The organism is Roseibium sp. SCP14 (assembly GCF_040329475.1).
In the GTDB taxonomy this organism is placed as follows: domain Bacteria; phylum Pseudomonadota; class Alphaproteobacteria; order Rhizobiales; family Stappiaceae; genus Roseibium.
Map to the genome: position 1 here is coordinate 524097 of NZ_JBDZYH010000003.1, position 25436 is coordinate 549532.

The 25436-nt window shown below is 54.9% G+C and carries 23 protein-coding genes; 11 read left to right on the plus strand and 12 right to left on the minus strand.

Translation table 11 applies throughout. The features are described 5' to 3' along the window. The first annotated feature begins 85 nt into the window (after positions 1-85). Genes dusB through ntrC form a run of 3 tightly spaced genes read left to right on the plus strand, consistent with a single transcriptional unit; the run spans position 86 to position 3683 of the window. The gene (gene dusB, locus ABLQ08_RS15055; protein ID WP_417714924.1) at positions 86-1093 is read left to right on the plus strand and encodes a tRNA dihydrouridine synthase DusB; all 1008 of its coding nucleotides are present in this window, start codon (positions 86-88) and stop codon (positions 1091-1093) included. Further along, positions 1057-2241 (plus strand): two-component system sensor histidine kinase NtrB, encoded by a 1185-nt coding sequence (locus ABLQ08_RS15060; protein WP_352943706.1) that lies wholly within the window; start codon positions 1057-1059, stop codon positions 2239-2241. Before dusB ends, ABLQ08_RS15060 begins: the two co-directional genes overlap by 37 nt. 2 nt (positions 2242-2243) lie before the next feature. Then, positions 2244-3683 carry a nitrogen regulation protein NR(I) gene (ntrC, locus tag ABLQ08_RS15065; protein WP_352943707.1) on the plus strand — a complete coding sequence of 480 codons (1440 nt, stop codon included), beginning with the start codon at positions 2244-2246 and terminating at the stop codon, positions 3681-3683. 46 nt (positions 3684-3729) lie between these two features. Here ntrC and ABLQ08_RS15070 read toward each other — a convergent pair whose 3' ends face one another. Then, the gene (locus ABLQ08_RS15070) at positions 3730-4515 is read right to left on the minus strand and encodes an ATP-grasp domain-containing protein (protein WP_352943709.1); all 786 of its coding nucleotides are present in this window, start codon (positions 4513-4515) and stop codon (positions 3730-3732) included. A 356-nt stretch (positions 4516-4871) separates the two neighbouring features. Between ABLQ08_RS15070 and ABLQ08_RS15075 the strand changes: the two genes are divergently transcribed. From ABLQ08_RS15075 to hflX, 6 genes are all read left to right on the plus strand, one after another. After that, complete coding sequence (locus ABLQ08_RS15075; protein WP_352943711.1) at positions 4872-7136, plus strand: sensor histidine kinase NtrY-like; 2265 nt, start codon at positions 4872-4874, stop codon at positions 7134-7136. After that, the gene (locus ABLQ08_RS15080; RefSeq protein ID WP_352943713.1) at positions 7126-8493 is read left to right on the plus strand and encodes a sigma-54-dependent transcriptional regulator; all 1368 of its coding nucleotides are present in this window, start codon (positions 7126-7128) and stop codon (positions 8491-8493) included. The genes ABLQ08_RS15075 and ABLQ08_RS15080 overlap by 11 nt, the downstream gene beginning before the upstream one ends. 49 nt (positions 8494-8542) lie before the next feature. Continuing rightward, positions 8543-9919 (plus strand): Trk system potassium transporter TrkA, encoded by a 1377-nt coding sequence (gene trkA, locus ABLQ08_RS15085; protein ID WP_352943715.1) that lies wholly within the window; start codon positions 8543-8545, stop codon positions 9917-9919. Positions 9920-10021: 102 nt separating this feature from the next. Further along, positions 10022-10885: a D-amino-acid transaminase gene (locus ABLQ08_RS15090; RefSeq protein ID WP_352943717.1), complete on the plus strand. Its 864-nt coding sequence runs from the start codon at positions 10022-10024 to the stop codon at positions 10883-10885. 190 nt (positions 10886-11075) lie between these two features. Continuing rightward, positions 11076-11333 carry an RNA chaperone Hfq gene (hfq, locus tag ABLQ08_RS15095; RefSeq protein ID WP_173006241.1) on the plus strand — a complete coding sequence of 86 codons (258 nt, stop codon included), beginning with the start codon at positions 11076-11078 and terminating at the stop codon, positions 11331-11333. Between the two features lie 120 nt (positions 11334-11453). Then, positions 11454-12770, plus strand: coding sequence for a GTPase HflX (gene hflX / locus ABLQ08_RS15100; RefSeq protein WP_352944409.1), 1317 nt, complete (start codon positions 11454-11456; stop codon positions 12768-12770). On the opposite strand, the gene ABLQ08_RS15105 is transcribed toward hflX, so the two are convergent. From ABLQ08_RS15105 to ABLQ08_RS15150, 10 genes are all read right to left on the minus strand, one after another. Further along, a complete protein-coding gene (locus ABLQ08_RS15105) occupies positions 12767-13522 on the minus strand; it encodes a hypothetical protein (protein ID WP_352943718.1) in 756 nt (251 codons plus the stop codon). The two genes, hflX and ABLQ08_RS15105, sit on opposite strands and share 4 nt — an antisense overlap. 112 nt (positions 13523-13634) lie before the next feature. Then, positions 13635-14462: a nucleoside triphosphate pyrophosphohydrolase gene (mazG, locus tag ABLQ08_RS15110; protein WP_352943720.1), complete on the minus strand. Its 828-nt coding sequence runs from the start codon at positions 14460-14462 to the stop codon at positions 13635-13637. Between the two features lie 95 nt (positions 14463-14557). Then, on the minus strand, positions 14558-15703 hold the full coding sequence (locus ABLQ08_RS15115; protein ID WP_352943722.1) for an ABC transporter permease: 1146 nt from the start codon (positions 15701-15703) through the stop codon (positions 14558-14560). After that, a complete protein-coding gene (locus ABLQ08_RS15120) occupies positions 15700-16569 on the minus strand; it encodes an ABC transporter permease (RefSeq protein ID WP_352944411.1) in 870 nt (289 codons plus the stop codon). The genes ABLQ08_RS15115 and ABLQ08_RS15120 overlap by 4 nt, the downstream gene beginning before the upstream one ends. Positions 16570-16619: 50 nt before the next feature. Beyond that, positions 16620-17099 carry a GNAT family N-acetyltransferase gene (locus ABLQ08_RS15125; protein WP_352943724.1) on the minus strand — a complete coding sequence of 160 codons (480 nt, stop codon included), beginning with the start codon at positions 17097-17099 and terminating at the stop codon, positions 16620-16622. Beyond that, positions 17089-17895, minus strand: coding sequence for an ABC transporter ATP-binding protein (locus ABLQ08_RS15130; protein ID WP_352944413.1), 807 nt, complete (start codon positions 17893-17895; stop codon positions 17089-17091). The genes ABLQ08_RS15125 and ABLQ08_RS15130 overlap by 11 nt, the downstream gene beginning before the upstream one ends. Before the next feature lie 177 nt (positions 17896-18072). After that, entirely contained in the window at positions 18073-19530 is a 1458-nt protein-coding gene (gene hydA / locus ABLQ08_RS15135) for a dihydropyrimidinase (RefSeq protein ID WP_352943726.1), read from the minus strand. A gap of 104 nt (positions 19531-19634) precedes the next feature. After that, positions 19635-20891, minus strand: coding sequence for a Zn-dependent hydrolase (locus tag ABLQ08_RS15140; RefSeq protein WP_352943728.1), 1257 nt, complete (start codon positions 20889-20891; stop codon positions 19635-19637). A 12-nt stretch (positions 20892-20903) separates the two neighbouring features. Continuing rightward, positions 20904-21191, minus strand: coding sequence for a cupin domain-containing protein (locus ABLQ08_RS15145; RefSeq protein WP_352943730.1), 288 nt, complete (start codon positions 21189-21191; stop codon positions 20904-20906). A gap of 64 nt (positions 21192-21255) precedes the next feature. After that, complete coding sequence (locus ABLQ08_RS15150) at positions 21256-22584, minus strand: aspartate aminotransferase family protein (RefSeq protein ID WP_352943732.1); 1329 nt, start codon at positions 22582-22584, stop codon at positions 21256-21258. 483 nt (positions 22585-23067) lie between these two features. On the opposite strand from ABLQ08_RS15150, the gene ABLQ08_RS15155 reads away from it, so the two are divergent. Together ABLQ08_RS15155 and arfB are read left to right on the plus strand one after the other, a co-directional pair. Further along, positions 23068-23739 (plus strand): TetR family transcriptional regulator C-terminal domain-containing protein, encoded by a 672-nt coding sequence (locus ABLQ08_RS15155; RefSeq protein WP_352943734.1) that lies wholly within the window; start codon positions 23068-23070, stop codon positions 23737-23739. 4 nt (positions 23740-23743) lie between these two features. Further along, positions 23744-24208: an alternative ribosome rescue aminoacyl-tRNA hydrolase ArfB gene (arfB, locus tag ABLQ08_RS15160; protein ID WP_352943736.1), complete on the plus strand. Its 465-nt coding sequence runs from the start codon at positions 23744-23746 to the stop codon at positions 24206-24208. Position 24209: 1 nt separating this feature from the next. Here the strand turns inward: arfB and ABLQ08_RS15165 are convergent, their stop codons facing one another. Beyond that, positions 24210-25370: a GNAT family N-acetyltransferase gene (locus ABLQ08_RS15165; protein WP_352943738.1), complete on the minus strand. Its 1161-nt coding sequence runs from the start codon at positions 25368-25370 to the stop codon at positions 24210-24212. Positions 25371-25436: the final 66 nt, after the last annotated feature.

A 25436-nucleotide genomic window follows, 5' to 3' on the forward strand; every position in this document is an offset into this window, starting at 1 on the left:
TTGTTGCATTGCGGAATATGTCTACAATATAGGCATATTAGAAAATGCACATCCATTGAGCAGACAAGAGAGTCTTGTGTCTCAGCTGAAAAACAAAATTTCAATCGGGCGGCATGCCCTGAGCAATCCGGCGGTCCTGGCGCCGATGTCCGGCGTCACCGACCTGCCATTTCGACGGCTCGCCGCGCGTTATGGCGCGGGAATGGTCGTCAGCGAGATGGTTGCCAGCGAATCCTTCGTCAAAGGAGACGCTGAAACCCAGATGCGTGCCGAAGCTCAGGACGATGGGCTACACGTTGTGCAACTCGCGGGACGTGAAGCGCGATGGATGGGCGAGGCGGCAAAGGTGATTGCCGGTCTCGGGGCGGACATCATCGATATCAACATGGGTTGCCCGGCAAAGAAGGTCACGTCTGGCTACTCAGGGTCAGCCCTGATGCGGGACCTCGATCATGCGCTCACCCTGATCGAAGCAACCGTTGCCGCTGTTGATGTGCCGGTGACCTTGAAAATGCGTCTTGGTTGGGATGACAATTCCCTGAATGCACCGGAACTGGCCAGCAGGGCGGAAGATGCCGGCGTGCAGTTGATCACGGTGCATGGCCGCACCCGTTGCCAGTTCTACAAGGGAACGGCTGATTGGTCAGCGATTTCCCGTGTCAAAGAAGTCATATCGTTGCCATTGATCGCCAACGGTGATTGCAAGGGTGTTAAGGACGCTCAGGGGATGCTGGAAGCGTCTGGCGCTGATGGTGTGATGATCGGGAGAGGGGCATATGGAAGGCCCTGGCTGCCTGGTCATGTTGGACATTTTCTGGCCACCGGGGAGATTCTAAAAGCGCCTTATGGTGGAGAGCTGGCCGAGCTCGTTGCCGAGCATTATGAAGCCATTCTCAGCCACTATGGTGAGATTGCAGGAGTACGGATCGCGCGCAAACACCTGGGCTGGTATATGGACGAGGCCGGTGCAGGTGTTGAGCCCGAGTTTTCCGGGGCGATCAAAAAGACGCTCATGACATCAAAAAATCCGTCGGAGGTTCTTCGTCTGGCGACGGAATGGTTTTCTTCTTCAAACGAACGGACAGCTGCGTGACGGACCAGGATTCCGCAACAGGCCGTACGGCCGCGCTTGCCAGTGACGGCCCGGCGATACTGGATGCACTCCCGCACCCCGTGCTTCTTGTTGCCCACGACGGCGTGATCGAATCTGCGAACATGGCCGCCGAGATCTTCATGCGCTCCAGCGTGTCTGTTCTTCGTCGTCATCCGATCAGCGATTTTGTGCCATTTGGCAGTCCGCTTCTTACCTTGATCGAACAAGTGCGCGAACGGGCTGCGCCGGTAAACGAATACAAGGTGGACATCGGTTCTCCAAGGATAGGTGCGCCTCGGGTGGTTGATATCAATGCCGCCCCGGTCTCAGACAGGCCGGGTGCCGTCGTGCTGATGTTCCAGGAACGCACGATGGCGGAGAAGATCGATCGCCAACTGACTTCCAGGGGGGCGGCGCGCACGGTTACCGGGCTTGCTGCCATGCTGGCTCACGAAATCAAGAATCCTCTCTCGGGTATTCGAGGTGCGGGGCAACTGCTGGAACAATCCGTGCCGAGCGAAGACCGGGCCTTGACCCGTCTGATCATGGACGAAACCGACCGGATCGTGAAACTGGTCGACCGTATGGAAGTGTTCTCCGATGAACGGCCGATCGAACGTGAACCCGTGAACATTCACATTGTTCTGGATCACGTGAAGCGTTTGTCCGACACCGGCTTTGCCCGAGGCAAACGCATTGTCGAGGTCTACGATCCATCATTGCCTCCGGTCTTTGCCAACAAGGATCAGCTTATTCAGGTGTTCCTGAACCTGGTCAAGAATGCCAGTGAGGCAATCGGAGGCGACCCGGATGGCGAGATCCGCATTTCGACGGCATTCAGGCCTGGTGTGAGATTGTCCGTGCCGGGGACGGATGAGCGGGTCAGCCTGCCACTTGAATTCTGCGTGGAAGACAACGGCCCGGGTGTGCATGACGATCTCATGCCGCACTTGTTTGAGCCTTTCATCACAACCAAGACCAACGGCTCAGGACTGGGATTGGCGCTTGTAGCAAAAATCATTGGCGATCATGGCGGCGTCATCGAATGTGACAGTCAGCGTCAGAAGACTGTTTTCCGCATCTTGATGCCCGCTTTTACAGGTGGTGACGATGCGCAATTCGACGTGACGAGAAAGGGAACCGATTGACTATGCCGACAGGTACAATTCTCGTAGCGGACGATGATGCAGCGATCCGTACCGTTCTCAACCAGGCACTTTCAAGGGCTGGATATACAGTCCGCTTAACATCGAATGCTTCCACTCTTTGGCGTTGGGTGTCGTCTGGGGACGGCGATCTGGTGATCACCGACGTGGTGATGCCGGACGAAAACATTTTCGACGTGTTACCGCGCATGAAAAAGATGCGGCCGGATCTTCCAGTCCTTGTCATGAGCGCGCAGAACACGTTCATGACGGCAATCAAGGCTTCGGAGAAGGGGGCTTATGAGTATCTGCCGAAACCGTTCGACTTGAAGGAGTTGACGAGCATTGTGCAGCGTGCGCTGGAGGAGCCGAAGAAACGCCCAGCGCTCGATCTTGATGATGCTGGTGAGGGGATGCCTCTGGTAGGGCGCTCGCCCGCCATGCAGGAAATCTATCGCGTTCTTGCCAGGTTGATGCAGACAGACCTCACGGTCATGATCAATGGTGAGTCTGGCACGGGTAAGGAATTGGTCGCGCGAGCGCTTCACGATTACGGAAAACGGCGGAACGGACCGTTTGTCGCTATCAACATGGCGGCGATCCCCCGTGATCTGATCGAAGCGGAGTTATTTGGCCATGAGAAAGGCGCCTTTACAGGTGCGCAGAACAGAAGTTCCGGCCGCTTCGAGCAGGCTGATGGAGGAACGCTTTTCCTGGATGAAATCGGCGACATGCCGATGGAAGCTCAGACGCGTTTGCTTCGTGTCCTTCAGCAGGGAGAATACACGACCGTCGGCGGACGCACACCGATCAAGACGGATGTGCGCATCATTGCTGCAACCAACAAGGATCTGCGCCACCTGATCAACCAGGGACTTTTTCGCGAGGACCTGTATTTTCGCCTGAATGTGGTGCCGATCCGCTTGCCGCCACTGCGCGAGCGCGTAGAGGACATCCCTGACCTCGTGCGACACTTCTTTTCGATGGTCGAGAAGGAAGGGTTGCCGGCCAAGCAGATCGACCAAGGGGCCCTGAACCTGTTGCGGCGATACCGCTGGCCCGGGAATGTCAGGGAACTTGAGAACCTTGTTCGCCGTCTTGCCGCGCTTTATCCGCAGGATGTCATTACAGAACTCCTTCTTGAAAACGAGCTCAGTCAGCCGACTGTTGCACAGATAGAGGAAGAGGCTGCCGAAAACATAAATCTTGGTGGATCAGTGGAGCGTTATCTCTCCGGATATTTCGATACCTTTGGCGAAGCTCTGCCGCCGCCCGGGCTCTATCATCGTATTTTGCGGGAAGTGGAATATCCGCTGATCAGCGCTGCCTTGGCGGCAACGCGTGGAAACCAGATCAAGGCTGCGGAACTTCTGGGCGTAAATCGTAATACACTGCGCAAGAAGATAAGGGACCTGGATATCCAGGTGATGCGTTCGGCCAGATAGGGTCCCTTATCGCAAAGCGGTTTCTATTGGGTGTGACGACGACAGGCTAGTCTGCTCCCAGAGCCTCGATGGCCGTCACAAGCCTCGTCAGGTCGGCGGCATAAAACCCCGCGGCGTTGATGCAGTTGGTCTCCAGCAGTTTCAAACCGTCGGCAGTTCTGCAAATGTCCATTACATATGCCGGTGAATAGCCAGGGTTCAGACGGACCATCTGTTGCGCGAATTCGAGCGCGTCCTTATCGATTTCCGCTCGGTAGATAACGCGACCATTTTCCTTGTACAGGGAATAGGTAACGACTTTCCGGTCGACAACCCAGGTCCGCCATTCTTTCAAAATATGCACTGGTTCGGTCAACATCAGCAGCGTGTCGTGACGAAGCGATCCTCTGGGAAGGTCCTCCTCCTCAAGAGCAACGACACGCTCTGCCATCCTGACGATGTCACTTGCCGTTTTGACATTGCCGGGTTCTTCCTTGCTGTCGTCCACCGGACGGAGAAACCATTCCTTTGCATTGTTTTCGAGCGTTGAAGGGATATCGCGCAGCGAAACAATGAGCGCCCCTGGGCCGTTAAGAAGGTAAGGGTGCCAGACCTTTTCATTGATGAATGGAGAAATTTTGAAAACGCCCGGGTGAAGCTTCTTTTCTGCTGCGTATCTCCAAAGAGTATAAGCGCCGAACAATACAACTGAGTTGGAGCCCGCTACGTCGGGCGCGGGCACAAGGTCTCCCACAAAGGGAACAACCTTGTGAAAGGTAAAAGAGATCTCGAGCTGTTCAAGCACATTGGCTAGTTTGGCAGTGTCTTCAAATTCCTGCAGAATCCATTGCATTTTCTAGTGAGTCTGGTTCGATATCAAATTTTGAGCGAATAGCAGCCTGCGCCGTTTGATGCGTCTTGCGTCAAGCAACTGGACTAACCTCCGGCTCGTACGCGCGCAATAAGAGTGTTTTTGATCGATTCGCGCGCTATGGTCAAAACGGTTCCGTATGTGCGATTATTCCACCCTGACCGCAAAAGCGGTTTCTTTAGGAAATACGTGGACTTAGTTGACTCTTTCTGCTCTTCCACCACAAATTTCTGTTTGATCTGAAGTCTGTCGCAATTTCGCAACATTGTGTGATAAGTCTGCCTCAAGCTTTGTGATAGGCCAGCACGAATAATGAGCCGCTGGCATTTTGAGGTTGAATGATACTGGAAACTGTACAGCAATCCGCTGCGCAATCGAGTTCCTCCGGTCGGCTATGGCGCAGGGTGGGGCTGGCGATCATGGTCGTCGCGCTGGTCTCGATTGCAGTGACTTTTGCCATCCTTATGGGTTTGACATCCATTGATCCGACACGCGAGGTCATCATGACCGCGATGACGATCAACGGCGCTCTTGCAGCTGTCCTTCTCGGCGTCATTTCACTCGAGATCTATAAGCTTTGGCAGGCGAGACGGAGAGGACGCGCTGCTGCACGTCTTCATGTACGTGTTGTCGCCCTGTTCAGTCTGGTTGCAGCAGTGCCGGCCGTATTGATGGCTGTCCTGGCCGCCGTGACGCTCGATCGCGGACTGGACCGGTGGTTCGAAGACCGCACGAGACAGATTATCGACAATGCATTGACCGTGGCTCAGGCCTATCTACAGGAGCATGCGAGGGTTTTGCGTGGCGATTTGATCGCGATGACAAACGATATCGATCGTGCCAAAGCTGTCTATGAATTCGAACCTTCGAGGTTTGACCAGTTTTTCGCGACACAGGTCTCGCTGCGCGGTATCCTCGGGGCGTTCATTCTCAATGGCAATGGAGACGTGGTAACCCGCGTCATATTGGACCCGAACGCGGAAATACCGCTTCCGCCGGCAGACAGTTTTTTCAAAGCCAAGTCCGGCGACCCGATCCTGATTGCACCGGGTAGCTCGAACATTGTCGGCGGTGTCATGAAACTGTCGGCATATGATGATTTCTATCTCTATGCCGTGCGAGCCATTGATCCGAGAGTGGTCGAATATCTGCGTTTGGCGGAAACCGGGGCCTCACAGTACCAGCAGATGGAAAACAGCCGTTTCGGCGTGCAGGTGGCATTTGCGCTCGTTTATCTCGGGGTTGCGCTTGTCCTGCTTTTGTCGGCCATCTGGATCGGCTTCGGTTTTGCGAACCGGCTGGTGTCTCCAATCCGGACCCTGATTTCCGCAGCTGACGAAGTTGCAAAGGGCAATCTTGCGGTGAAGGTTAGAACCGAAAAGTCTGGAGGCGATCTCGCCAATCTGGGAATTACCTTCAACAAGATGACAGGTCAGTTGCTTGGTCAGCGGGACGCCTTGCTTGCGGCCAACGAGCAGATCGATCGGCGTCGACGTTTCAATGAAGCCGTCTTGTCAGGGGTTTCCACCGGTGTGATTGGTGTGGACGACGAAGCGTCGATCATGCTGATCAACCTGTCGGCGCTCGAATTGCTGCAGCTCGATGAAGTCCAGATCCTGAACAAACCTTTGGTAGAAGTCGTCCCGGAGCTGGAAGAATGTATTGCGGACGCACTCAAGAACGACACCGAGCGGCTGCCGGAATCTCAAATCGAAATCACTCGCGGTGGCCGGTTGCGTACAATCAATGTTCGCATTACGAGCGAGCAGTCGACCCGCCGGGAACATGGGTTCGTGGTGACGCTCGATGACATTACCGACCTTGTATCGGCTCAACGTAACTCGGCCTGGGCTGATGTCGCACGCAGAATTGCACATGAGATCAAGAACCCGCTGACACCAATTCAGCTTTCTGCAGAACGTATCCGCCGCAGATATGGAAAGCGGATCCAGGAAGACCGAGAGGTGTTTGACCAATGTATCGACACTATTGTCCGCCAGGTTGGCGATATCGGTCAGATGGTGGATGAATTCTCCTCCTTCGCGCGTATGAGAAAGCCGACGAAGTCTCTTGGCGATTTGCGTGAAGCGGTCCGCGATGCCGCCTTCATGCAGTCGGTCGCCAATCCTGAAATCAGCGTTACGGCGGACGTGCCTGAAGCGGCGGTCAAGGCGGTGTTTGACGCCCGGTTGGTTGGTCAAGCATTGACCAATGTGGTCAAGAACGCAACCGAGGCCGTGACGGCAAGAACCGGAGACGATCTGCCGAAGGGCAAGGTCACAGTGCATCTGCACAACGAAATTGAAGACGGCACAGGACTTGTCGTGATTGATGTGATTGATAACGGCATCGGTCTACCGGAGGAAAATCGCAGCCGATTGCTGGAACCTTACATGACGACGCGAGAGAAGGGGACAGGCCTCGGTCTCGCAATTGTTCGCAAAATCCTGGAAGACCACGGGGGCGGCATTGAATTGCTCGACGCCCCTAAATCAAACCCTGATGATACGGGAACCCTGGTTCGATTGACATTGGCTGCCCATGCCGATGCCGAAGAGGATACCGATCAGCAAGACCAAGCAGTGACTGGCCATGGCGCATGACATTCTTGTCGTAGATGACGAAACCGATATTCGCGAGATGATCGCTGGTATTCTGGATGACGATGGTTACGGAACCAGAACAGCTCATGATTCCGACAGCGCACTCGCCGCTGTGAAAGAACGCAAGCCGTCTCTTGTCGTTCTTGATATCTGGCTCCAGGGCAGTCGACTTGACGGCCTCGCGCTTCTGGATGTTCTCAAGGAAACAGATCCGGACTTGCCGGTTGTGATCATCTCCGGTCACGGCAACATTGAAACAGCGGTCTCTGCCATCAAGCGCGGCGCCTATGACTACATCGAAAAGCCGTTCAAGGCGGACCGACTGATCCTGATTGTTGAGCGGGCACTGGAAGCTTCAAGTCTCAAGCGGGAGATCCGGGATCTCAAGCAACGCAGTGGTGAAACCAGCGACATCATCGGAGGGTCGTCTGCGGCCCATAATCTGCGGCAAACAATCCAGAAGATTTCGGGTACGAACAGTCGGATACTTATTGCGGGTCCGTCCGGTGCGGGCAAGGAACGCGCCGCCAGGATGATCCACGATATGTCTCCGCGTGCGAAGAGCCCGTTTGTTGTCCTGAACGCGGCGACGATTACACCGTCACGCATGGAAGAGGAACTCTTCGGCATCGAAGATGAGAATGGCAATCTGCGGAAGATCGGTGCTCTTGAGGAAGCCCATGGTGGCACGCTCTATCTCGATGAAGTCGCCGATATGCCGGCGGAGACACAGGGCAAGATCCTGCGGGTGCTGGTGGAACAGAGTTTCTCCCGCGTCGGTGGCACGCAAAAGGTCCAGGTGGATATCCGTATCTTGTCTTCAACCTCGAAAAATCTTGAGGAGCACATTGCCTCCGGTCTGTTCAGGCAAGATCTCTATCATCGGCTGAGTGTCGTTCCGCTTAGGGTTCCGGGCCTTGCCGAGCGACGCGAAGACATACCGGTTCTGGTACACCATTTCATGGAGCAGATTTCGGCAGCTTCCGGAATTCCGTTGCGTCCCATCGGAGATGATGCCATGGCGGTCCTGCAGACACACGACTGGCCCGGCAATGTGCGGCAGTTGAGGAACAACGTGGAAAGACTTCTGATCCTCAGTCGGGGTGATCCGGAAAGCACCATTACCGCGGATTTGCTGCCTGCTGAAATTGGTGAAACCCTGCCAAACCTGCCGACTTCCGGGACCGGAGAACATTTAATGTCGGTGCCATTGCGTGAGGCAAGGGAGATTTTTGAGCGTGAATATCTTCAGGCTCAGATCAAAAGATTTGATGGCAACATCTCGCGAACCGCCGAATTTGTCGGTATGGAAAGGTCTGCGCTGCACCGCAAACTAAAAACACTGGGAATGACCTGAGGTTGATGCGGGCAGGGACTTAAAAGGGAAGCGGTAAAGGGGCCTTTCCATGAAAATCGTCATTTGTGGCGCCGGTCAGGTGGGATACGGTATCGCCGAACGCCTCGCCGCGGAACAGAACGATGTTTCCGTAATCGATTCCTCTCCACAGCTGATCAACGCCATTGGTGATCAGCTGGACGTTCGAGGGTTCGTCGGGCATGGAGCCCATCCGGATGTTCTTGCGCAGGCTGGGGCGGAAGAAGCGGATATGATCGTAGCCGTGACCCTCTATGACGAGGTGAACATGGTGGCGTGTCAGGTCGCGCACTCGCTGTTCAATGTCCCGACAAAGGTTGCCCGTATTCGCGCGCAGTCCTACCTTCAGGGGCATTGGCGCAATCTGTTCTCACGCGAAAACATGCCGATTGACGTGATCATTTCTCCGGAAATTGAGGTCGGGGAAATGGTGTTGCGTCGTTTGGCCTTGCCGGGCGCCGTCGAAACGGTTCGTTTCGCCGATGATCATGTGGTTGTTGTCGGTATCATGTGCGAGGAAGACTGCCCTGTTGTCGACACCCCGCTGCGTCAGTTGACGGAACTGTTTCCGGACCTCGGCGCAGTTGTTGTCGGTCTTTACCGGAACAACACGCTTTTCGTTCCCAAAAGCAGTGACACGATCCTGACGGGTGATCTCGCCTATGTCGTTGCACGTCGCGACCAGGTGCGCAGGACGCTGGGTATCTTCGGACATGAAGAACCGGAAGCCGCCAAGGTGGTGATTGCCGGAGGTGGGAACATTGGCCTTTACGTTGCAAAAGCACTGGAAAAACGGCAGGCCGGCACCAAGATCAAGCTGATCGAAGCCTCGCGGGAGCGGGCCATGGCCGTTGCAGACGATTTGAAAAGATCGGTCATTCTGCATGGTAGCGCGCTTGACCAGATCATTCTGAACGAGGCCGATGCGGGTGATGCCGACACGATGGTGGCACTTACCAACGAAGACGAGGTGAACATCCTGTCTTCCGTCATGGCCAAGAAACTCGGCTGCAGACGCTCACTGTCTCTGCTTAACAATCCAAGCTATCCGGCTTTTGCAAACGCTCTCGGGATCGATGCATTCATCAATCCACGGGCCGTGACGATTTCAAGGATCCTGCAACATGTGCGCCGAGGCCGCATACGCGGCGTACATTCGCTTCAGAACGGCGCGGCTGAAATCGTGGAAGCAGAGGCTCTTGATACTTCACCGCTGGTCGGAAAGCCGCTTCGCGTGATCGATTTGCCGTCGGGTATCCGTGTTGGCGCCGTCTTCCGGAACGGTGAAGTCCTGACGCCAAATGGTGACTTGCAGATCCAGGCGCAGGACCGGATTGTCATTTTTGCGGTGGCAAACAGGGTGCGCCAGGTAGAACAGATGTTCCGGGTCAGTCTCGACTTCTTTTGAGGCTGCTGGAGCATTTTCAGGCCTTGCAATTGCCAGACCGAAAGGTCAAAACTGCCCGCGAACCAATCGGTTTAATTCTGTCTTGCTTGTTCTGGAGGGGCCATGAGCCGGATTGCATATGTAAACGGCCAGTACGTACGTCATGCGGAAGCTGCGGTGCATATCGAGGACCGGGGTTATCAGTTTGCTGACGGTGTCTATGAGGTCTGCGAGGTCTGGCAGAACAAGATCGTTGACATGCCTCGGCACCTTGACCGTCTTGACCGGTCTCTCAATGAACTGCGAATTGACTGGCCGATGACAAGGTCCGCCGTTGAATTCGTGTTGCGTGAAGTGATCCGGCGAAACAGGGTCCGGGATGGTCTGGTTTACGTTCAGGTTACACGGGGCGTTTCGCGAAGGGATCATTTCTTTCCCCCGGAAGACGTCGCGCCGTCAATTGTTGTGACGGCCCGTTCAACCAGTCCCAAAGCCGCTGAGGCACAGGCAGGCAAAGGCATCGCCGTTGTCAGCTATCCGGAAAACCGCTGGCCGCGGGTTGATATCAAGACGATCGCGCTGCTTCCGAATGTTCTTGCCAAGCAAAATGCCAAGGAGCAGGGCGGCAAGGAAGCATGGTATCTGGATGGGGATGGAAACGTCACTGAGGGCGGCTCTACCAATGCCTGGATCGTTACAAAAGACGGCGTTCTGGTGACGCGTCCGGCCGAAAGCGGCATCTTGCGCGGCATCACGCGTGCAGCTGTACTCGATCTGGTCCAAAAGGAAGGGCTGACCTTTGAAGAAAGGCCGTTTAGTCTGGAAGAGGCCTTCGACGCCAAGGAGGCATTCGTAACGGCAGCTTCGACGCTTGTGATGCCGGTGACACGTGTTGACGGTAAGACAATCGGTAACGGGCATCCGGGTTCGGTTGCTACCCGATTGCGTGAATTGTTCCATACTGCTACTGATTTGCGTGCGGTATGATTCGATTGGCCTTGTCTGGCCAGAATAATGAGACAATATGTGGAGCTGGGGCAGACAGCTCTTTTTTGGTGGGCAATATAAAGAGCGAGCAGAACGTCAATGCTTAGCGTTTGAAATAGAACGGCTTTTGACGGTAGACTGCTGAAACGCCGGATGCTCGGCCGCATCCGGAACAAATAGGATAAAAAAACTGATGGCTGAGCGCGCACAAAATCTCCAAGACACTTTCCTTAATCACGTTCGCAAACAAAAAACCCCCCTGACGATTTTCCTCATCAACGGTGTGAAATTGCAGGGTGTCGTGACCTGGTTTGACAATTTTTGTGTCCTGCTGCGGCGCGACGGTCATTCCCAGCTCGTTTACAAGCATGCGATTTCCACAATTATGCCAAACGGACCTGTTCAACTGTTCGATCAGGCTGAGGAAAACGCGGAAAAGGCTAGCTGATTGAAACCGAAGTCTCGCGCGGACGACTTTTCAAAATCAAACGGTGCTGAAGAGCCAGGTCAGAAAACGCTTCGAATAAAGGACACTGGGGTCGACCGTCAGCCTCAGCGCTTCCGTTCGATGATATTAGAGCCGGTGCTCCAGCTTCGTGGAGAAGGTGGCCAGCAGGATCTGCGCGGCAACCGAAGTCCTGAGGCGCGCCTGGAAGAAGCCATCGGTCTCAGCGCAGCCATTAACCTGAATATTGTCAACTCAGGCGTTGTGCGGGTAAACAATCCCAAACCCGCGACGTTGTTTGGAGATGGCAAGGTTTCCGAGATTGCTGGCATTGTCGCCAGCGAAGACCTCGACCTGGTGGTGATCGATCATCCACTAACCCCTGTTCAGCAAAGAAACCTGGAACGGCGCCTAAAGACCAAGGTGATCGACCGAACCGGTCTCATTCTCGAGATTTTCGGTGATAGGGCCAGAACCAAGGAAGGTCGACTGCAGGTCGATCTCGCGCACCTTACCTGGCAGAAGAGCCGGTTGGTGCGTTCGTGGACGCACCTTGAGAGGCAACGTGGTGGTGCGGGCTTCATGGGAGGCCCCGGCGAAACCCAGATCGAGGCAGACCGCCGTCAGATCCAGGACCGTATCATTGCGCTTCAAAAGCAATTGGAAAGCGTGCGGCGTACGCGCGACCTGCATCGGAAGAAACGCAAGAAAATTCCGCAGCCAGTCGTTGCTCTTGTTGGTTATACCAATGCCGGAAAGTCTACTCTTTTCAATCGGTTGACAGAGTCCGACGTCTTTGCGAAGGATCTTCTGTTCGCAACGCTGGACCCGACCCTGCGGAAGGTAACGCTGCCTCACGGCAAAGAAGTAATTCTGTCCGACACGGTGGGTTTCATTTCCGACCTGCCAACGCATCTTGTTGCTGCTTTCCGAGCAACGCTCGAAGAAGTTCTGGAAGCGGACCTCATCCTGCACGTTCGCGATATCTCGCACCCGGATTCGGATGCGCAGGCCGAAGATGTCAAGAAGACACTGGATGATCTCGGTGTTGATGCACAGACAGGTGCACCGGTCATCGAAGTGTGGAACAAGATCGATTGTCTTGATCCAGCCTATCGGGACAAATTACTTGCTGAAGCAGACGGAGAGGGGCCGATCGCCCTGTCTGCGCTGACTGGGGCTGGTATTGAGCAATTGTCCTCCAGGATCGATGCGTTTATTGCTCAACACGACGATATTTTGAGCGTGCGCGTGCCCGTTCACGAGGGAGCATTGCTCGCGAAGCTCTACCAGCTGTCTGAAGTTCTGGAGCGGGTTGATGCCGAAGACTTTGTAACTGCTGAAGTGCGCGTATCGGATAAGCAGCGTGGCCCGTTCAGGAAGGTGTTTTCAGACTTCATCCTGTCTGACGAAGCAAATACTGAGGATGTGCCTGACTAATCTGATGGGCGGGTTTCTGACCTCGGCTGATCGAGCTGACAACAGCCGGTTTCGATGCTCGAGCGATCTGCAAGCAGGTCATTCAAAAGGCGAAGTTTGCCTGCGTAGCCTTCGTGTTTCGCGAATGCCAGAACGAGTGGATTTTTCTGCAGGATAGTCACCGTCTCATCTATGCCGTCCAAAGACAGTTCCCGCGCGGTATGCAACATGACGATCGGATCTGTCAGTGCAATATCGACACGCCCTGCCGCGAGAACACGAGCAAGATCCTTTTCATTTTCTGAGCCGTGGTCAGGGTCATAATACCTGTAGATCTGGCGCTGCAGTTCAGTTGGGTACACATATGTTCTGACGAAGCCGACGCGGTAGTTGAGAAACAAGTCTTCAAGCGTCGACCATTCCAATTTGATGTTAGACCGCTGCGCTACTCCGACCATCGACCAGGCGACTGGATCGGACGGGGCAAAGCCATCCAACACCTCTTCCGGCCAGGCCGGAAAATAGCCCGTAAAGTCAGCTGAAGCTGCAACGGCTTGTGCTCGCGTCCACGGCATGAACTCCACCTTCAGGTCAATGCCTGCTGGAGCAAGTACATTTTTCAGTGCAGAGATTGCTTTGCCGTTCCCAGTCAAAGTCGAGCTTGCGTAGGGTGGCCATTCCGGCGCTGCAATTCGCCAAGTTTCGGCATTTGCTGGCAAAAGCGAGACGCCGGTCAACGTGATCAGGCTTGCAAATGTTCGAAACAACACCATTCATGCTCCCTTTCACGGGAATACAACTTACTCCATGGTGATTGAAGTTTCAGCTTATTGCAAATTTTGAAAAGAGATAAGAATACAGTACCTTATGTATTCAATCGCCTTTTCAACCTTTGGTGGATTTTGCGGCTTGCCAGGCGTTTTCCATTTCATCCAGGTTCATTGCTTCCAGTGTGGTTTCCGTCCGCTCCGCATGTTCCTCGATTGCTGAAAAACGACGACGAAACTTGCGATTGGTACGACGCAAGGCTTCCTCCGGATCGATGTCGAGATGGCGGGCAAGGTTGGCGAGGGCGAAAAGAGTGTCGCCGAGTTCATCCGAGATCCTGCCCTTGTCAGGGCTGCTTTTCGACAGTTCTTCGTCAAGCTCGTGCGTTTCTTCGCGTATCTTGTCCAGCACCAGCCGGGCATCGTTCCAGTCAAAGCCGACTTTGGAAGCCCGACGTTGCAACTTGTCGGCTTCCTGCAGGGCAGGGAAGGCGAACGGGACTTCATCCAGATAGCCCTTTTTGCGTTCCGCGATGCCGAGTGCATCTCTCTCCGCCTTCCTTTCAGCTTTTTCCTCCGCCTTGATCCGTTCCCAGATGCCTTTGACGTGTTCCGCCTTTTCGCCGTTCTCATCGCCGAAGACATGCGGATGCCGACGGATCATTTTTTTGGTGATGCCTTCAACGATATCGCCAAAGTCGAAGGCCGCTTCTTCCTCGGCCATTCGTGCGTGATACACCACCTGCAGCAACAGATCGCCGAGTTCCTCTCGGAGGTTCACGAGGTCCTTCTGAGCAATTGCATCGGCAACTTCGTAGGCTTCTTCCAGCGTATAGGGCGCGATTGTCTCGAAGTTCTGTTCCAGGTCCCAGGGACAGCCCGTTACCGGCGTTCTCAAGGCCGCCATGATCTCGATTAGGCGGGAAATATCGCGGCTAGGTTTCATGGAACGTCCTGTCAAATGGAAAGAGGCACCCCATCGGGATGCCTCTAAATTGCATGATCATGAGCTTGTCACAAGGTCGTAATTACGCCCTGTGGTCAGCCTCTGACAGAAGGGTGCCAGAAGGTAACTGCACGCTCCAGCAAGGCAATTGCCCCATAGAACAAGGAACCGGCCAGGGCAGCAATGGCGATTTCCGCCCAGACCATGTCCACATTCATACGACCGACCTCAGTGGAGATCCGGAAACCCATTCCGACAATCGGGGTGCCAAAGAACTCCGCTACGATTGCTCCGATCAGTGCAAGGGTGGAGTTGATTTTCAAGGCGTTGAAGATGAAGGGCATTGCCATTGGCAGACGCAGTTTGAAGAGGGTTTGCCAGTAACTGGAAGCGTATGTTCGCATCAGATCCCGCTGCATGGAATCGGAAGCGGCAAGACCTGAAACCGTGTTCACCAGCATCGGAAAGAAAGTCATGATGATGACGACGGCAGCCTTGGATGGCCAATCGAAACCGAACCACATGACCATGATCGGGGCGACACCGATGATTGGCAGCGCAGAGACCAGATTACCGATAGGCAGCAACCCTCTACGCAGGAAAGGTATCCTGTCGACAAGGATCGCCGTGAGGAAGGCCGAGCCGCACCCAATGACGTAACCGGCAAGGACCGCCTTCATAAACGTTTGCTGAAAGTCGGCCCATAGAGTCGGCACGGACGTGGTAAGGCGTATCCAGATCTCGGATGGTGCCGGTAACAGAACCTTGGGAACGCCGGCGCCGGTCACGACGATCTGCCACAGTACGAGGAGCGTTACACCGAAGAGGGCCGGGATGACCAGGTTAATGATCCGCATGGCAAGCAGCGACTTGCTCTTCCAGATTGCGAGTCGTTCCACGAAGAGCCAGGACGCGGCCCAGGTGGCCGCGACTAGTGCCCAGAATCCGAGCGTGGCCTGACCGACATGGTTCGATACGGTACTCACGAGAAGCCAGGCGGCTATTGCTGTCACCAATCCGAGGATAAGGTCCCCGATCCAGTTGCGCATGAAGCCGAGTTCGTAACGCACGCCGGCGATTGCCAGGATGACAAGACAGATGGAGAGCCGGGGAACATCCATCACGCCGATGTCGGGGCTGAAAATTGGGCTGAACAGGCCGACAACGACCATGGCAACAACAAACCAGGCAAGCATGGCCGGCATGTCCAGGCGACGTTTGGAAACGGTAGTGGTTGTCATCGTGCCATCCCCATGCGTTTCAGCGTGATTTTTTCCAGTACGCCGATCAAGGCCACGAGAGAGCCAGCAAGAAATGCTGCCATGAGAAGCGCAGACCAGATTTGCACGGTTTGACCGTAGTAGGAACCTGCCAAGAGACGGGCACCCAATCCGGCCACTGCTCCCGTCGGCAATTCACCGACGATTGCTCCCACCAACGATGCTGCCATACCGATCTTCATGGATGTGAAGAGATACGGAACGGCATAAGGAAGGCGGAGCTTCCAGAAGGCCTGAAGTCTGGTGGCCGAATAGGTGTGCATCAGATCCATATGGATGACTTCCGGCGAGCGCAGCCCCTTCACCATGCCGACGGTTACCGGGAAAAACGAGAGATAAGTCGAGATCATCGCCTTCGGCAAAAGTCCGGAGACACCGATCGCATTGAGGACCACGATGATCATCGGCGCGATTGCCAGAATGGGGATCGTCTGGGAGGAAATAACCCATGGCATCAGTGATTTGTCGAGGACCCGTGAATGAACGATGCCGATTGCCAGGAGGATGCCGAGCGTCGTACCGATCAGGAAGCCGAGAAGGGTGGATGAAAGCGTGATGCCTGTGTGAAAGATCAGAGACCGTTTGGAAGTGATTTTCTTTTCAACGGTCGTTTCCCAGATTTCGATGATCACCTGATGGGGTGCCGGCAAAACCGGTCGCTCCTGCGCCAGGGTGTCGGTGATGAACAGTGTGACCGGCACTTCCGTCCGCTTGGCGCGCTCATAAAGCTCCTGCTGGAATGGTGCATTGAGCAGAACTGCCGCAATGTACCAGAGACTGATGATCGCGAGGACAACGACAATCACCGGGCCGACTGTGCCGGACATCAGACCGGCAAATGGGCTTAGGCTGCGGTTGTTTGAAAGGGTTGCGTCTGTCATGAGGCCACTCCTTCCGGCTTCCAGGAATAAAGGATATCAGGCAGGCCTTCCTCATTGTCTCCATCTGTACGGCGAATTTCTCGGAATCCTTCCCGAAGGTAGAATTTCTGTGCGCCGCTATTGGCGACAAATGTCCAGAGTTTCAGCCCCTTCGGATTTCGGGCTTTGGAGTGTTTCAGCATTGCAGCACCCACTCCCATCCCGCGAGCTTGCGGTGACAGATAGAAACCAGTGATGAATTGATCGTCGCTGCAGGCGAGGAAGCCTGTGATGTTGCGCGTGCTATTCTCTGAAACCAAAACGGTTCTATTCTCAAATACGAAACCGCGATGATGTCGAATAACGTCTTCATGGGGATGAACACGCGGCATCCACGGTGTTTCGTCTATCCAGTCGTTCAAGATCGTTGCACAGGCTGGCATATCTTCTGCCTGTGCAACGCGCAAATGGTGGTTATGACCGGGATCAGTCCTCATAGGAATGCCCCGCCCTCAGGCCGTCGCGTACTCGGTGGGCGATCTTGAGGAACTCGGGCGTTTCCCGAATATCAAGATTTCTGTCGCGAGGGAGATCGCTCTCGATGACGTCGTAGATCCGACCAGGACGTGGGCAAAGCACAACGATCTTGCTGGAGAGAAAAACGGCTTCAGGAATGGAGTGCGTCACGAAAACGACCGTCTTGTTGGTCTTTGCCCAAAGCTGAAGCAACTGCTCGTTCAAATGATCTCGGACGATTTCGTCCAAAGCACCGAAAGGTTCGTCCATCAAGAGCAGGTCGGGTTCAACGGCAAGCGCACGCGCAATGGATGCACGTTGCTGCATGCCTCCGGAAAGCTGCCACGGATATTTCTTTTCGAAACCGGTAAGGTTCACAAGTTCGAGATTCTTGGCGATGCGTTGCTGTTGTTCCGCACCCGACAGACCCATGATTTCAAGGGGGAGAGCAATGTTCTTGGCAATGGTGCGCCAGGGATAGAGAGCTGCCGCCTGGAATACATAGCCATAGGCGCGTTTCAGTCTTGCCTCTTCCGGAGAAACACCATTGACGGTGATCGCGCCGGCCGTTGGTTTTTCCAGATCAGCGATGACCCGAAGCAAAGTTGTCTTGCCGCAGCCGGAAGGACCGATAAAGGAAACGAAGTCGCCTTCCTCGATTTTCAGATCGATGTCGGAAAGAGCATGCACCGGACCGTCGTTGGTTTCGAAGGTCAGGGAGAGGTTCTCGATATCGATCACGCGGTTCTGGCTGGCGCCAATTGTATTTTCCACCATTTCGGTGTCCTTTGCGCTGGCAAGAGCAGTCATGAAGTTCCTCGCTACACGAGTCGGCTGCTGTAAAACAGTGCCGGAAACAGTCACGGGAGAGGTCTTTTGTACGTAAAGACCTCTGCCGATTGATTTCGCGCCGGGAGGTTCCCGCTCCGGAAACGGAGGGGAACTCCGTTGGTCTTAAACGCCGCTGGCCGGAATGCCGGTCCGTTCAACCTTTCTCGGTGCAGTCAGTTCTTTCCAGGTGGAAAGGGCCTTGTTGACCGCGTGATAAGGTTCACGTTTCACGAACTCGCCATGACCCTGCTTGTGGTTGACTGTACCGTCCTCCACCGCGACGCGGCCACGGGTGAGCGTGTAACGCGGCAGGCCCTTTATCTTCTTGCCTTCAAAGACGTTGTAGTCGATTGCGGATTGCTGGTTCGAGGCGGAAATGGTCTTTTCCTTTTCCGGATCCCAGACCACAAGATCAGCATCGGCTCCAACCAGAACTGCACCTTTTTTCGGGTAGATATTCAGGATCTTTGCGATATTGGTCGAAGTCACGGCAACGAATTCGTTTGGCGTCAGCCGGCCCGTGTTGACACCATATGTCCAGAGCATCGGCATCCGGTCTTCAAGACCACCTGTGCCGTTCGGGATCTGGGTGAAGTCGTTGATACCTGTCCGTTTTTGCTCGGTGGTGAATGCGCAGTGATCGGTTGCAACCACCTGCAGGGACCCGGATGCAAGCCCGTGCCACAGAGAATCCTGGTGTTTCTTGTCTCGGAATGGCGGCGACATCACCCGGCGGGCCGCATGATCCCAGTCCTGGTGATGGTACTCGCTGTCATCGAGCGTCAGGTGCTGGATCAGTGGTTCGCCATAGGCACGAATGCCGTTCTGACGGGCCCGGCGGATCGCTTCATGAGCCTGTTCGGACGAGGTGTGCACGATATAGATCGGAACACCGGCCATGTCGGCGATCATGATGGCCCGGTTGGTGGCTTCGCCTTCGACTTCCGGTGGGCGTGAATAGGCATGGGCTTCCGGCCCGTTGTTGCCTTCTGCTAGCAGTTTCTGTTGCAGGGTTGCGACGACGTCACCGTTCTCCGCGTGAACCAGTGGCAGCGCGCCCAGCTCTGCACACCTCTGGAAAGACGCGAACATCTCGTCGTCATTCACCATCAGCGCGCCTTTATAGGCCATGAAGTGCTTGAAGGTGTTGATGCCCTTTTCCTGCACCACGGTCTGCATGTCGTTGAAGACCTGCTCGCCCCACCAGGTGATTGCCATGTGGAAGGAGTAGTCGCAATGCGCCATCGTGGACTTGTTGTCCCACATCTGCAGCGCCTCGAGCAACGACTGGCCCGGTGAGGGCAGGGCAAAGTCGACGACCATGGTGGTGCCGCCTGCAAGGGCCGCACGTGTGCCGCTGTCGAAGTTGTCGGATGAGAACGTGCCCATGAAGGGCATTTCCAGGTGCGTATGCGGGTCAATACCGCCTGGCATGATGTAGCAACCTGTGGCGTCGAGCGTTTCGTCACCGGAAAGGTTCGGACCGATTTCGACGATCTTGCCGTCTTCGATCTTCACGTCCGCCTCGTAGGAAAGGTCGGCGGTTACGATCGTGCCTCCCTTGATCACTTTGCTAGCCATTGTTGTTCCCCTTCTTTTGTCACCGGACCCGGATCGGTACCGGGCCGGTGTAGATTCCGAAGTCTGTCTCCGGTGGGTGCCCCCGAAACAGAGATCCTTTTTCGTTACTCCACAATTTCCGCTGTCTCGACCACCGCGTGGAACAGAACGTCTGTTCCCGCTTTCGCCCAATCCTTGGAGATCTCTTCTGCCTCGTTGTGTGAAAGACCGTCGACGCAAGGGCACATGATCATCGCCGTCGGGGCAACGCGGTTGATCCAGCAGGCGTCGTGCCCAGCGCCGGAAATGATGTTTTGGTGCGTGTAGCCCAGACGCTCGGCGGCGTTCCGGACTGCTTCGACACATGTCTTGTCGAATTCGACCGGGTCGAAGCCGCCGACTTTCTCGAACTCCACTTCAAGTCCCATCTCGTCGCAGATCTTTTTCCCGCCGATCTTTAGCCGGTCTTCCATGTCCTTGATGACGGCAAGGTCAGGCGAGCGGAAATCAACGGTGAATACGGCTTTGCCGGGGATTACGTTGCGTGAATTAGGATAAACGTCGATGTGGCCTGCCGCACCGACCGCATGCGGGGCATGCGACCAGGCGATTTCATCCACCAGTTCCAGAATGCGCGCCATGGCGAGACCGGCGTTCTTGCGCATCGGCATCGGTGTGGAACCGGTATGGCTGTCCTTGCCTGTCACGGTCACCTGCGTCCAGGATAGACCCTGGCCGTGAGTGACAACACCGATATCCTTGTCTTCAGCTTCCAGAATTGGTCCCTGTTCGATGTGCAGCTCGAACATGGCGTGCATCTTGTCCTTGCGCGCGCCGACTTCCTCATCGCCGACCCAGTCGATGCGTTTCAACTCGTCGCCGAATTTCTTGCCTTCAGCGTCTTCCCGGTCATATGCCCAGTCCTGTGTGTGCATGCCTGCGAAAACACCGGATGCCAGCATGGCAGGCGCAAATCGGGTGCCTTCTTCATTTGTCCAGTTGGTCACCACGATCGGATGTTTGGTCTTGATACCGAGGTCGTTCATCGTCCGGACGACTTCCAGGCCGCCAAGAACACCCAGGACACCATCATATTTGCCGCCTGTCGGCTGGGTATCGAGGTGAGAGCCAACATAAACGGGCGGGGCGTCAGGGTCGGTGCCGGGCCTGGTCATGAACATGTTGCCCATCGTATCGACGGCCATGGTCATGCCAGCTTCTTCACACCACTTCTGGAACAGTTTGCGGCCTTCCGCGTCTTCGTCGGTTACCGTCTGACGGTTGTTGCCGCCGGCAACGCCTGGGCCGATCTTGGCCATTTCCATCAGGCTGTCCCAGAGACGGTCCGCGTTGATCCTAAGATTTTCGCCCGGAGCTGCCATACGCTAACCCTCCTACTTCAATTCGGTTTCGACGAAGGACATGGGCTTGTCTCCGCCGTTGATCACATTGTGTTCCACGCCTTGGTCACGACGATAGACGGTTCCGGCCGGTATCAACACCTCACGGGTCTCGCCATTCGGCTCCTCAAGAAGCATCTGGCAATCGGTCAACGCCGTAATGACGTAGTCCATCTCATGACGATGCCAGCCGGTTTCCGCGCCCGGTGCAAAATCGAACCTGGTCACTCTGACTTTATCGTCGTCAATAAGCTGGCTGGCACTTGCCTGTTGTCTTGTCATCGCTTGCCAATCCCCCGGGAAATGCAAATTCGGCGGCAGCCAGGGGCCACCGCCGTGTGCAACATCAATCGATGGTCATCAAAACCGCCCGGAGTTTTCCGAACAACTCATCAATCTGTTCCTTCGTTATGATGAGAGGCGGAGAAAGGGCGATGATGTCACCGGTTGTCCGGATCAGAAGTCCGTCGTCATAGGCCTTCAAGAATGCCGAGAAAGCACGTTTGGTCGGTTCTCCAGCGATCGGCTCCAGCTCAATTGCTCCGATCAGGCCGAGATTTCGGATGTCGATGACATTCGGACAATCCTTGAGCGAATGCAGACCGTCTTCCCAGTGCTGGGCAAGATCTGCAGCCCGGGTTAGCAGACCTTCATCCTCATAGGTGTCGAGCGTTGCCAGAGCCGCCGCGCAGGCGACCGGGTGGGCCGAGTAGGTGTAACCGTGGAACAACTCGATCATGTGTTCCGGCCCAGTCATGAAGGTGTTGTAGATGTCGGAGCTGCAGAATACCGCGCCCATGGGGATCACACCCGATGTCAGGCCTTTCGCGGTCGTAACGAGGTCGGGCGTCACGCCGAAGAAGTCGGTTGCAAAAGGAGAGCCCAATCTACCGAAGCCTGTGATGACCTCATCGAAAATCAGGAGAATTCCGTTTTGTGTGCAGATTTCCCGAATACGCTCCAGATACCCCTTCGGCGGGATGAGAACACCCGTGGAACCGGCAACCGGTTCAACGATCACCGCAGCAATCGTGGATGGGTCGTGAAGTTGGATGATGCGGATCAGGTCTTCGGCGTATTCAGCACCGCTTTCGGGAATGCCACGGGAAAAAGCGTTGCGTTCCGGATCATGCGTGTGGCGCATATGGTCGACGCCTGTCAGCAGCGTGCCGAATGTCTTGCGGTTGGCAACAATTCCGCCAACGGAAATGCCGCCGAAACCAACGCCGTGATAGCCACGCTCCCGGCCGATCAGACGTGTTCGTGTTCCTTGGCCAATTGCGCGTTGATAGGCCAGCGCGATTTTGAGAGCTGTGTCGACGCTTTCGGAACCGGAGTTTGTGAAGAAGACATGATCCAGCGGGGAGGGCATCATTGCAGCAAGGCGAGCTGCGAGTTCAAACGCCTTGGGGTGCCCCATTTGGAATGCCGGAGCATAATCCAGTTCAGCGATCTGGTTTTGCACGGCTTCAACCACCTTAGGGCGGGAATGGCCGGCGTTGCAGCACCACAGTCCTGCGGTTCCGTCCAGCACCTGACGACCGTCTGAGGTGGTGTAGTGCATGTCCTTTGCCGAAACGAACATGCGGGGCGTCTGCTTGAATTGACGGTTCGCCGTAAACGGCATCCAGAATGCTTCAAGATTGTTTGTGGCAGACTGGTTAGGTGCTGACATACGTCCTCCTTGCGACCTTCATCAATAAGGTCGACTGCTGGTTAGTGGAGGAAAGGGACGCACGGCACATTGTCTGCCGTTCCAGGCAGCGCCGTCAGCTCTGGTCCTCTCCCCACGCTGTTCCAGGCATAACCGGCGGGCTGTTTTGCCTCTTCCAATCATGCCTTATATCTCTGGTGGCCTTTTGGCCGGGTCCGGTTTGTCCGGTTCTGGTTATGATGGTCACATCAAAGAGACGCTTCAAGCTATTCCCATTGCAGGGCCGAACCTGATCGACTAGCCTTCTGACCATCTGGTCAATTTACCCTAGGAGTGATTTGACCAAATGGTCAAGATGCAAATCCGCCCGATAAGACTAATTTCCGGTCATTCAATCGGTGGATGTGCTGAGATTGGTCAATGCAGGCCGGAATCGGAGGGATACGGCTGCGTTGGTAGCGCACAGGGAAGGTCGGTTATGGCGGCCGGGAGCGGATTTATTTGATGACGAGCTTGAGTGGGCAAACACCAGAAAATTCAAGACCGGGCGGGTTGAGCCGAATCCAGGAAAAAAATCGCAATCTCATCCTGGATGCGGCTTTGAGCGAATTTTCAAGAAAGGGTTTTTCGGGGGCAACGGTAGAGCGGATCGCAGCCGAAGCAGGAATGTCGAAGTCCAACCTGCTTTACTATTTCTCTTCAAAAGAGGCGATCTACAACGCGACGCTGGCACATATTCTTGAAGTCTGGTTGGCACCACTAAAAACGTTGAACCAAGATGGCGACCCGGCACAGGAACTGGCAGCTTACATCTGCCAGAAAATGGAAATGTCGGCCAATTTTCCTGAAGCATCCCGCCTGTTCGCCAACGAGGTGATGCAGGGCGCGCCGCAAATTCTTCCCATTCTCCAGACTGACCTCAAGCGCCTTGTTGCGGAAAAGAGTCTTGTGATCGAAACCTGGATCGAGGCGGGGAAAATGCGCAGGGTAGATCCAGTGCATTTGATCTTTACGATCTGGGCCACGACGCAGCATTACGCGGATTTCTCGGTTCAGATCAAAGCCTTGACCGGGCGTGACTTGAGCGATCCGGATTTCCTGCAGGAAACCGAAACGTCGGTTACAGCGCTTATTCTGAATGGCGTGGGATTGACCTGGCCTCCGGAAGGTGGGTGACCAGATGTCCGAAGATCCGCTGGAAGGTTATCCGGCTTCCTCACGGATACAGGTGATCGGGAAACTTTTTATCCTTAAGGACGATCTTTCTGAGGATTTTATCAGAGCGTCCGGTCCCGGCGGTCAGAACGTCAACAAGGTTTCGACAGCGGTCCAATTGCGATTTAACCTGACCGGCAATGAGACGCTTCCCCAGGAAGTCAAAGCACGCGCAGCCAGGCTGGCCGGAAGCCGTCTTACGCAGAACGGTCAGATTATCTTTCAGGCGGACAGGTTCAGAACCAGAGAGCGCAATCGGGAAGATGCCCTGGAGCGGTTGTTGGGGCTTTTGCGCAAAGCAACCGAAAAACCCAAACCCCGCAAGGCGACAAAACCGACACTTGGTTCCAAACGTCGACGTCTTGATGCCAAGAAACAACGTGGGCAAATCAAAAAATTGCGGTCGCGTTCGGGCGGGTTCAGCGATTGAATCAGTTTGCGCGTTTGGAGGAGATTTCGCGCAATTTGTTTATGACCTTCCATTTGTAAGGACGGAATTTCTGCCAGATCCCGGTAGACCGGAGCCGCGCCATTACGTTTTTCTTGAACAAGAACAGCTTTCCGGAGTTGGTGATCGGAATAAGCGCTTCTTTCAACTGGATGGTTGTATCGCAACTTTTGACCTTGTAGTCTTCGTCACCAAAACCATGATCAAGGTACTCATACCCATTGTCTTTAAGCCACTGCAACAGCTTGAGATTTAGAATTCTGCCACTCGAGTACTTTCTGTAGACGCCATCTTCAAAGCCCATAATGAGTGAGTAGAGGCAGCCGCGGTGGCTCAACGACCAGGTTGAAGCAGCCTGGGTGTCTCCCACAAAAAGTGACACCAGAAAGAGGTTTCCGGAATTGCCGAAGTTACGGGTCGCCTGGTCAAGGAATACCAACGCTGTAGGGTTTTCCTTGAACGTCGGGACGAGGGTCTCCTCAAACCGGCGCTGCTTCTGAATGATGAGACGCTCGAGCATCTCCTGGCCTTCCGGTTGGGTCCTTGCAATTTCCAAACGCGTTTCGCCAAGTTCCTGCAGGCGTCGTCCGTATCGTTTCAGCGTTTTCAGATTGAACTGAGTGGCTTCGATCTCCTGCCAGGATTTCTTCAGGTCGTTTCCGTGACAGAATTCAGCAGAGTTGACATCTGAAATCAGGAAAAGCGGGTTTTCGAATTCCTTGTAGCCAGGTGCGATTTTTTCCAGATGAGCAATGTCGAAACCAGGAAGGATTTCCATAATTTGCAACCACAACTCAGCTGCGCTGTCATTCGTCCAAACGGGTGCGGTCGGGTAAAAAATCGGGCAGTTGTAGTCGGCGTGACCCTGGTCAAGAAATGTCAGGACGCGCAACCTGCCGCGGGTCTCAATGCAAAACGGGATCTGAAGCCATAGGCTGCCATCCTCGCCGAGCACTTCAACGAACATGGCCTTATGTTTGCCGGTTTTGCCATAACTTTCTTCCCAGGATTGAACGAACTCCCGGGTCTGGAAGATATGGCAATGGACATCAGTCTCATCTTTTCCGCTCGGCCAGTTTCCGGGCAATGAAGAATGCGATTTGACCTGAAACCCCGTCTCTCTTGTTTGCTCGGCTATGGCCATTCTTTTCCGTGCTTTCCTAATGAGTATCTGGCGTGTCTTGCAGGAGGATCGTTCGACCTCCGGGTA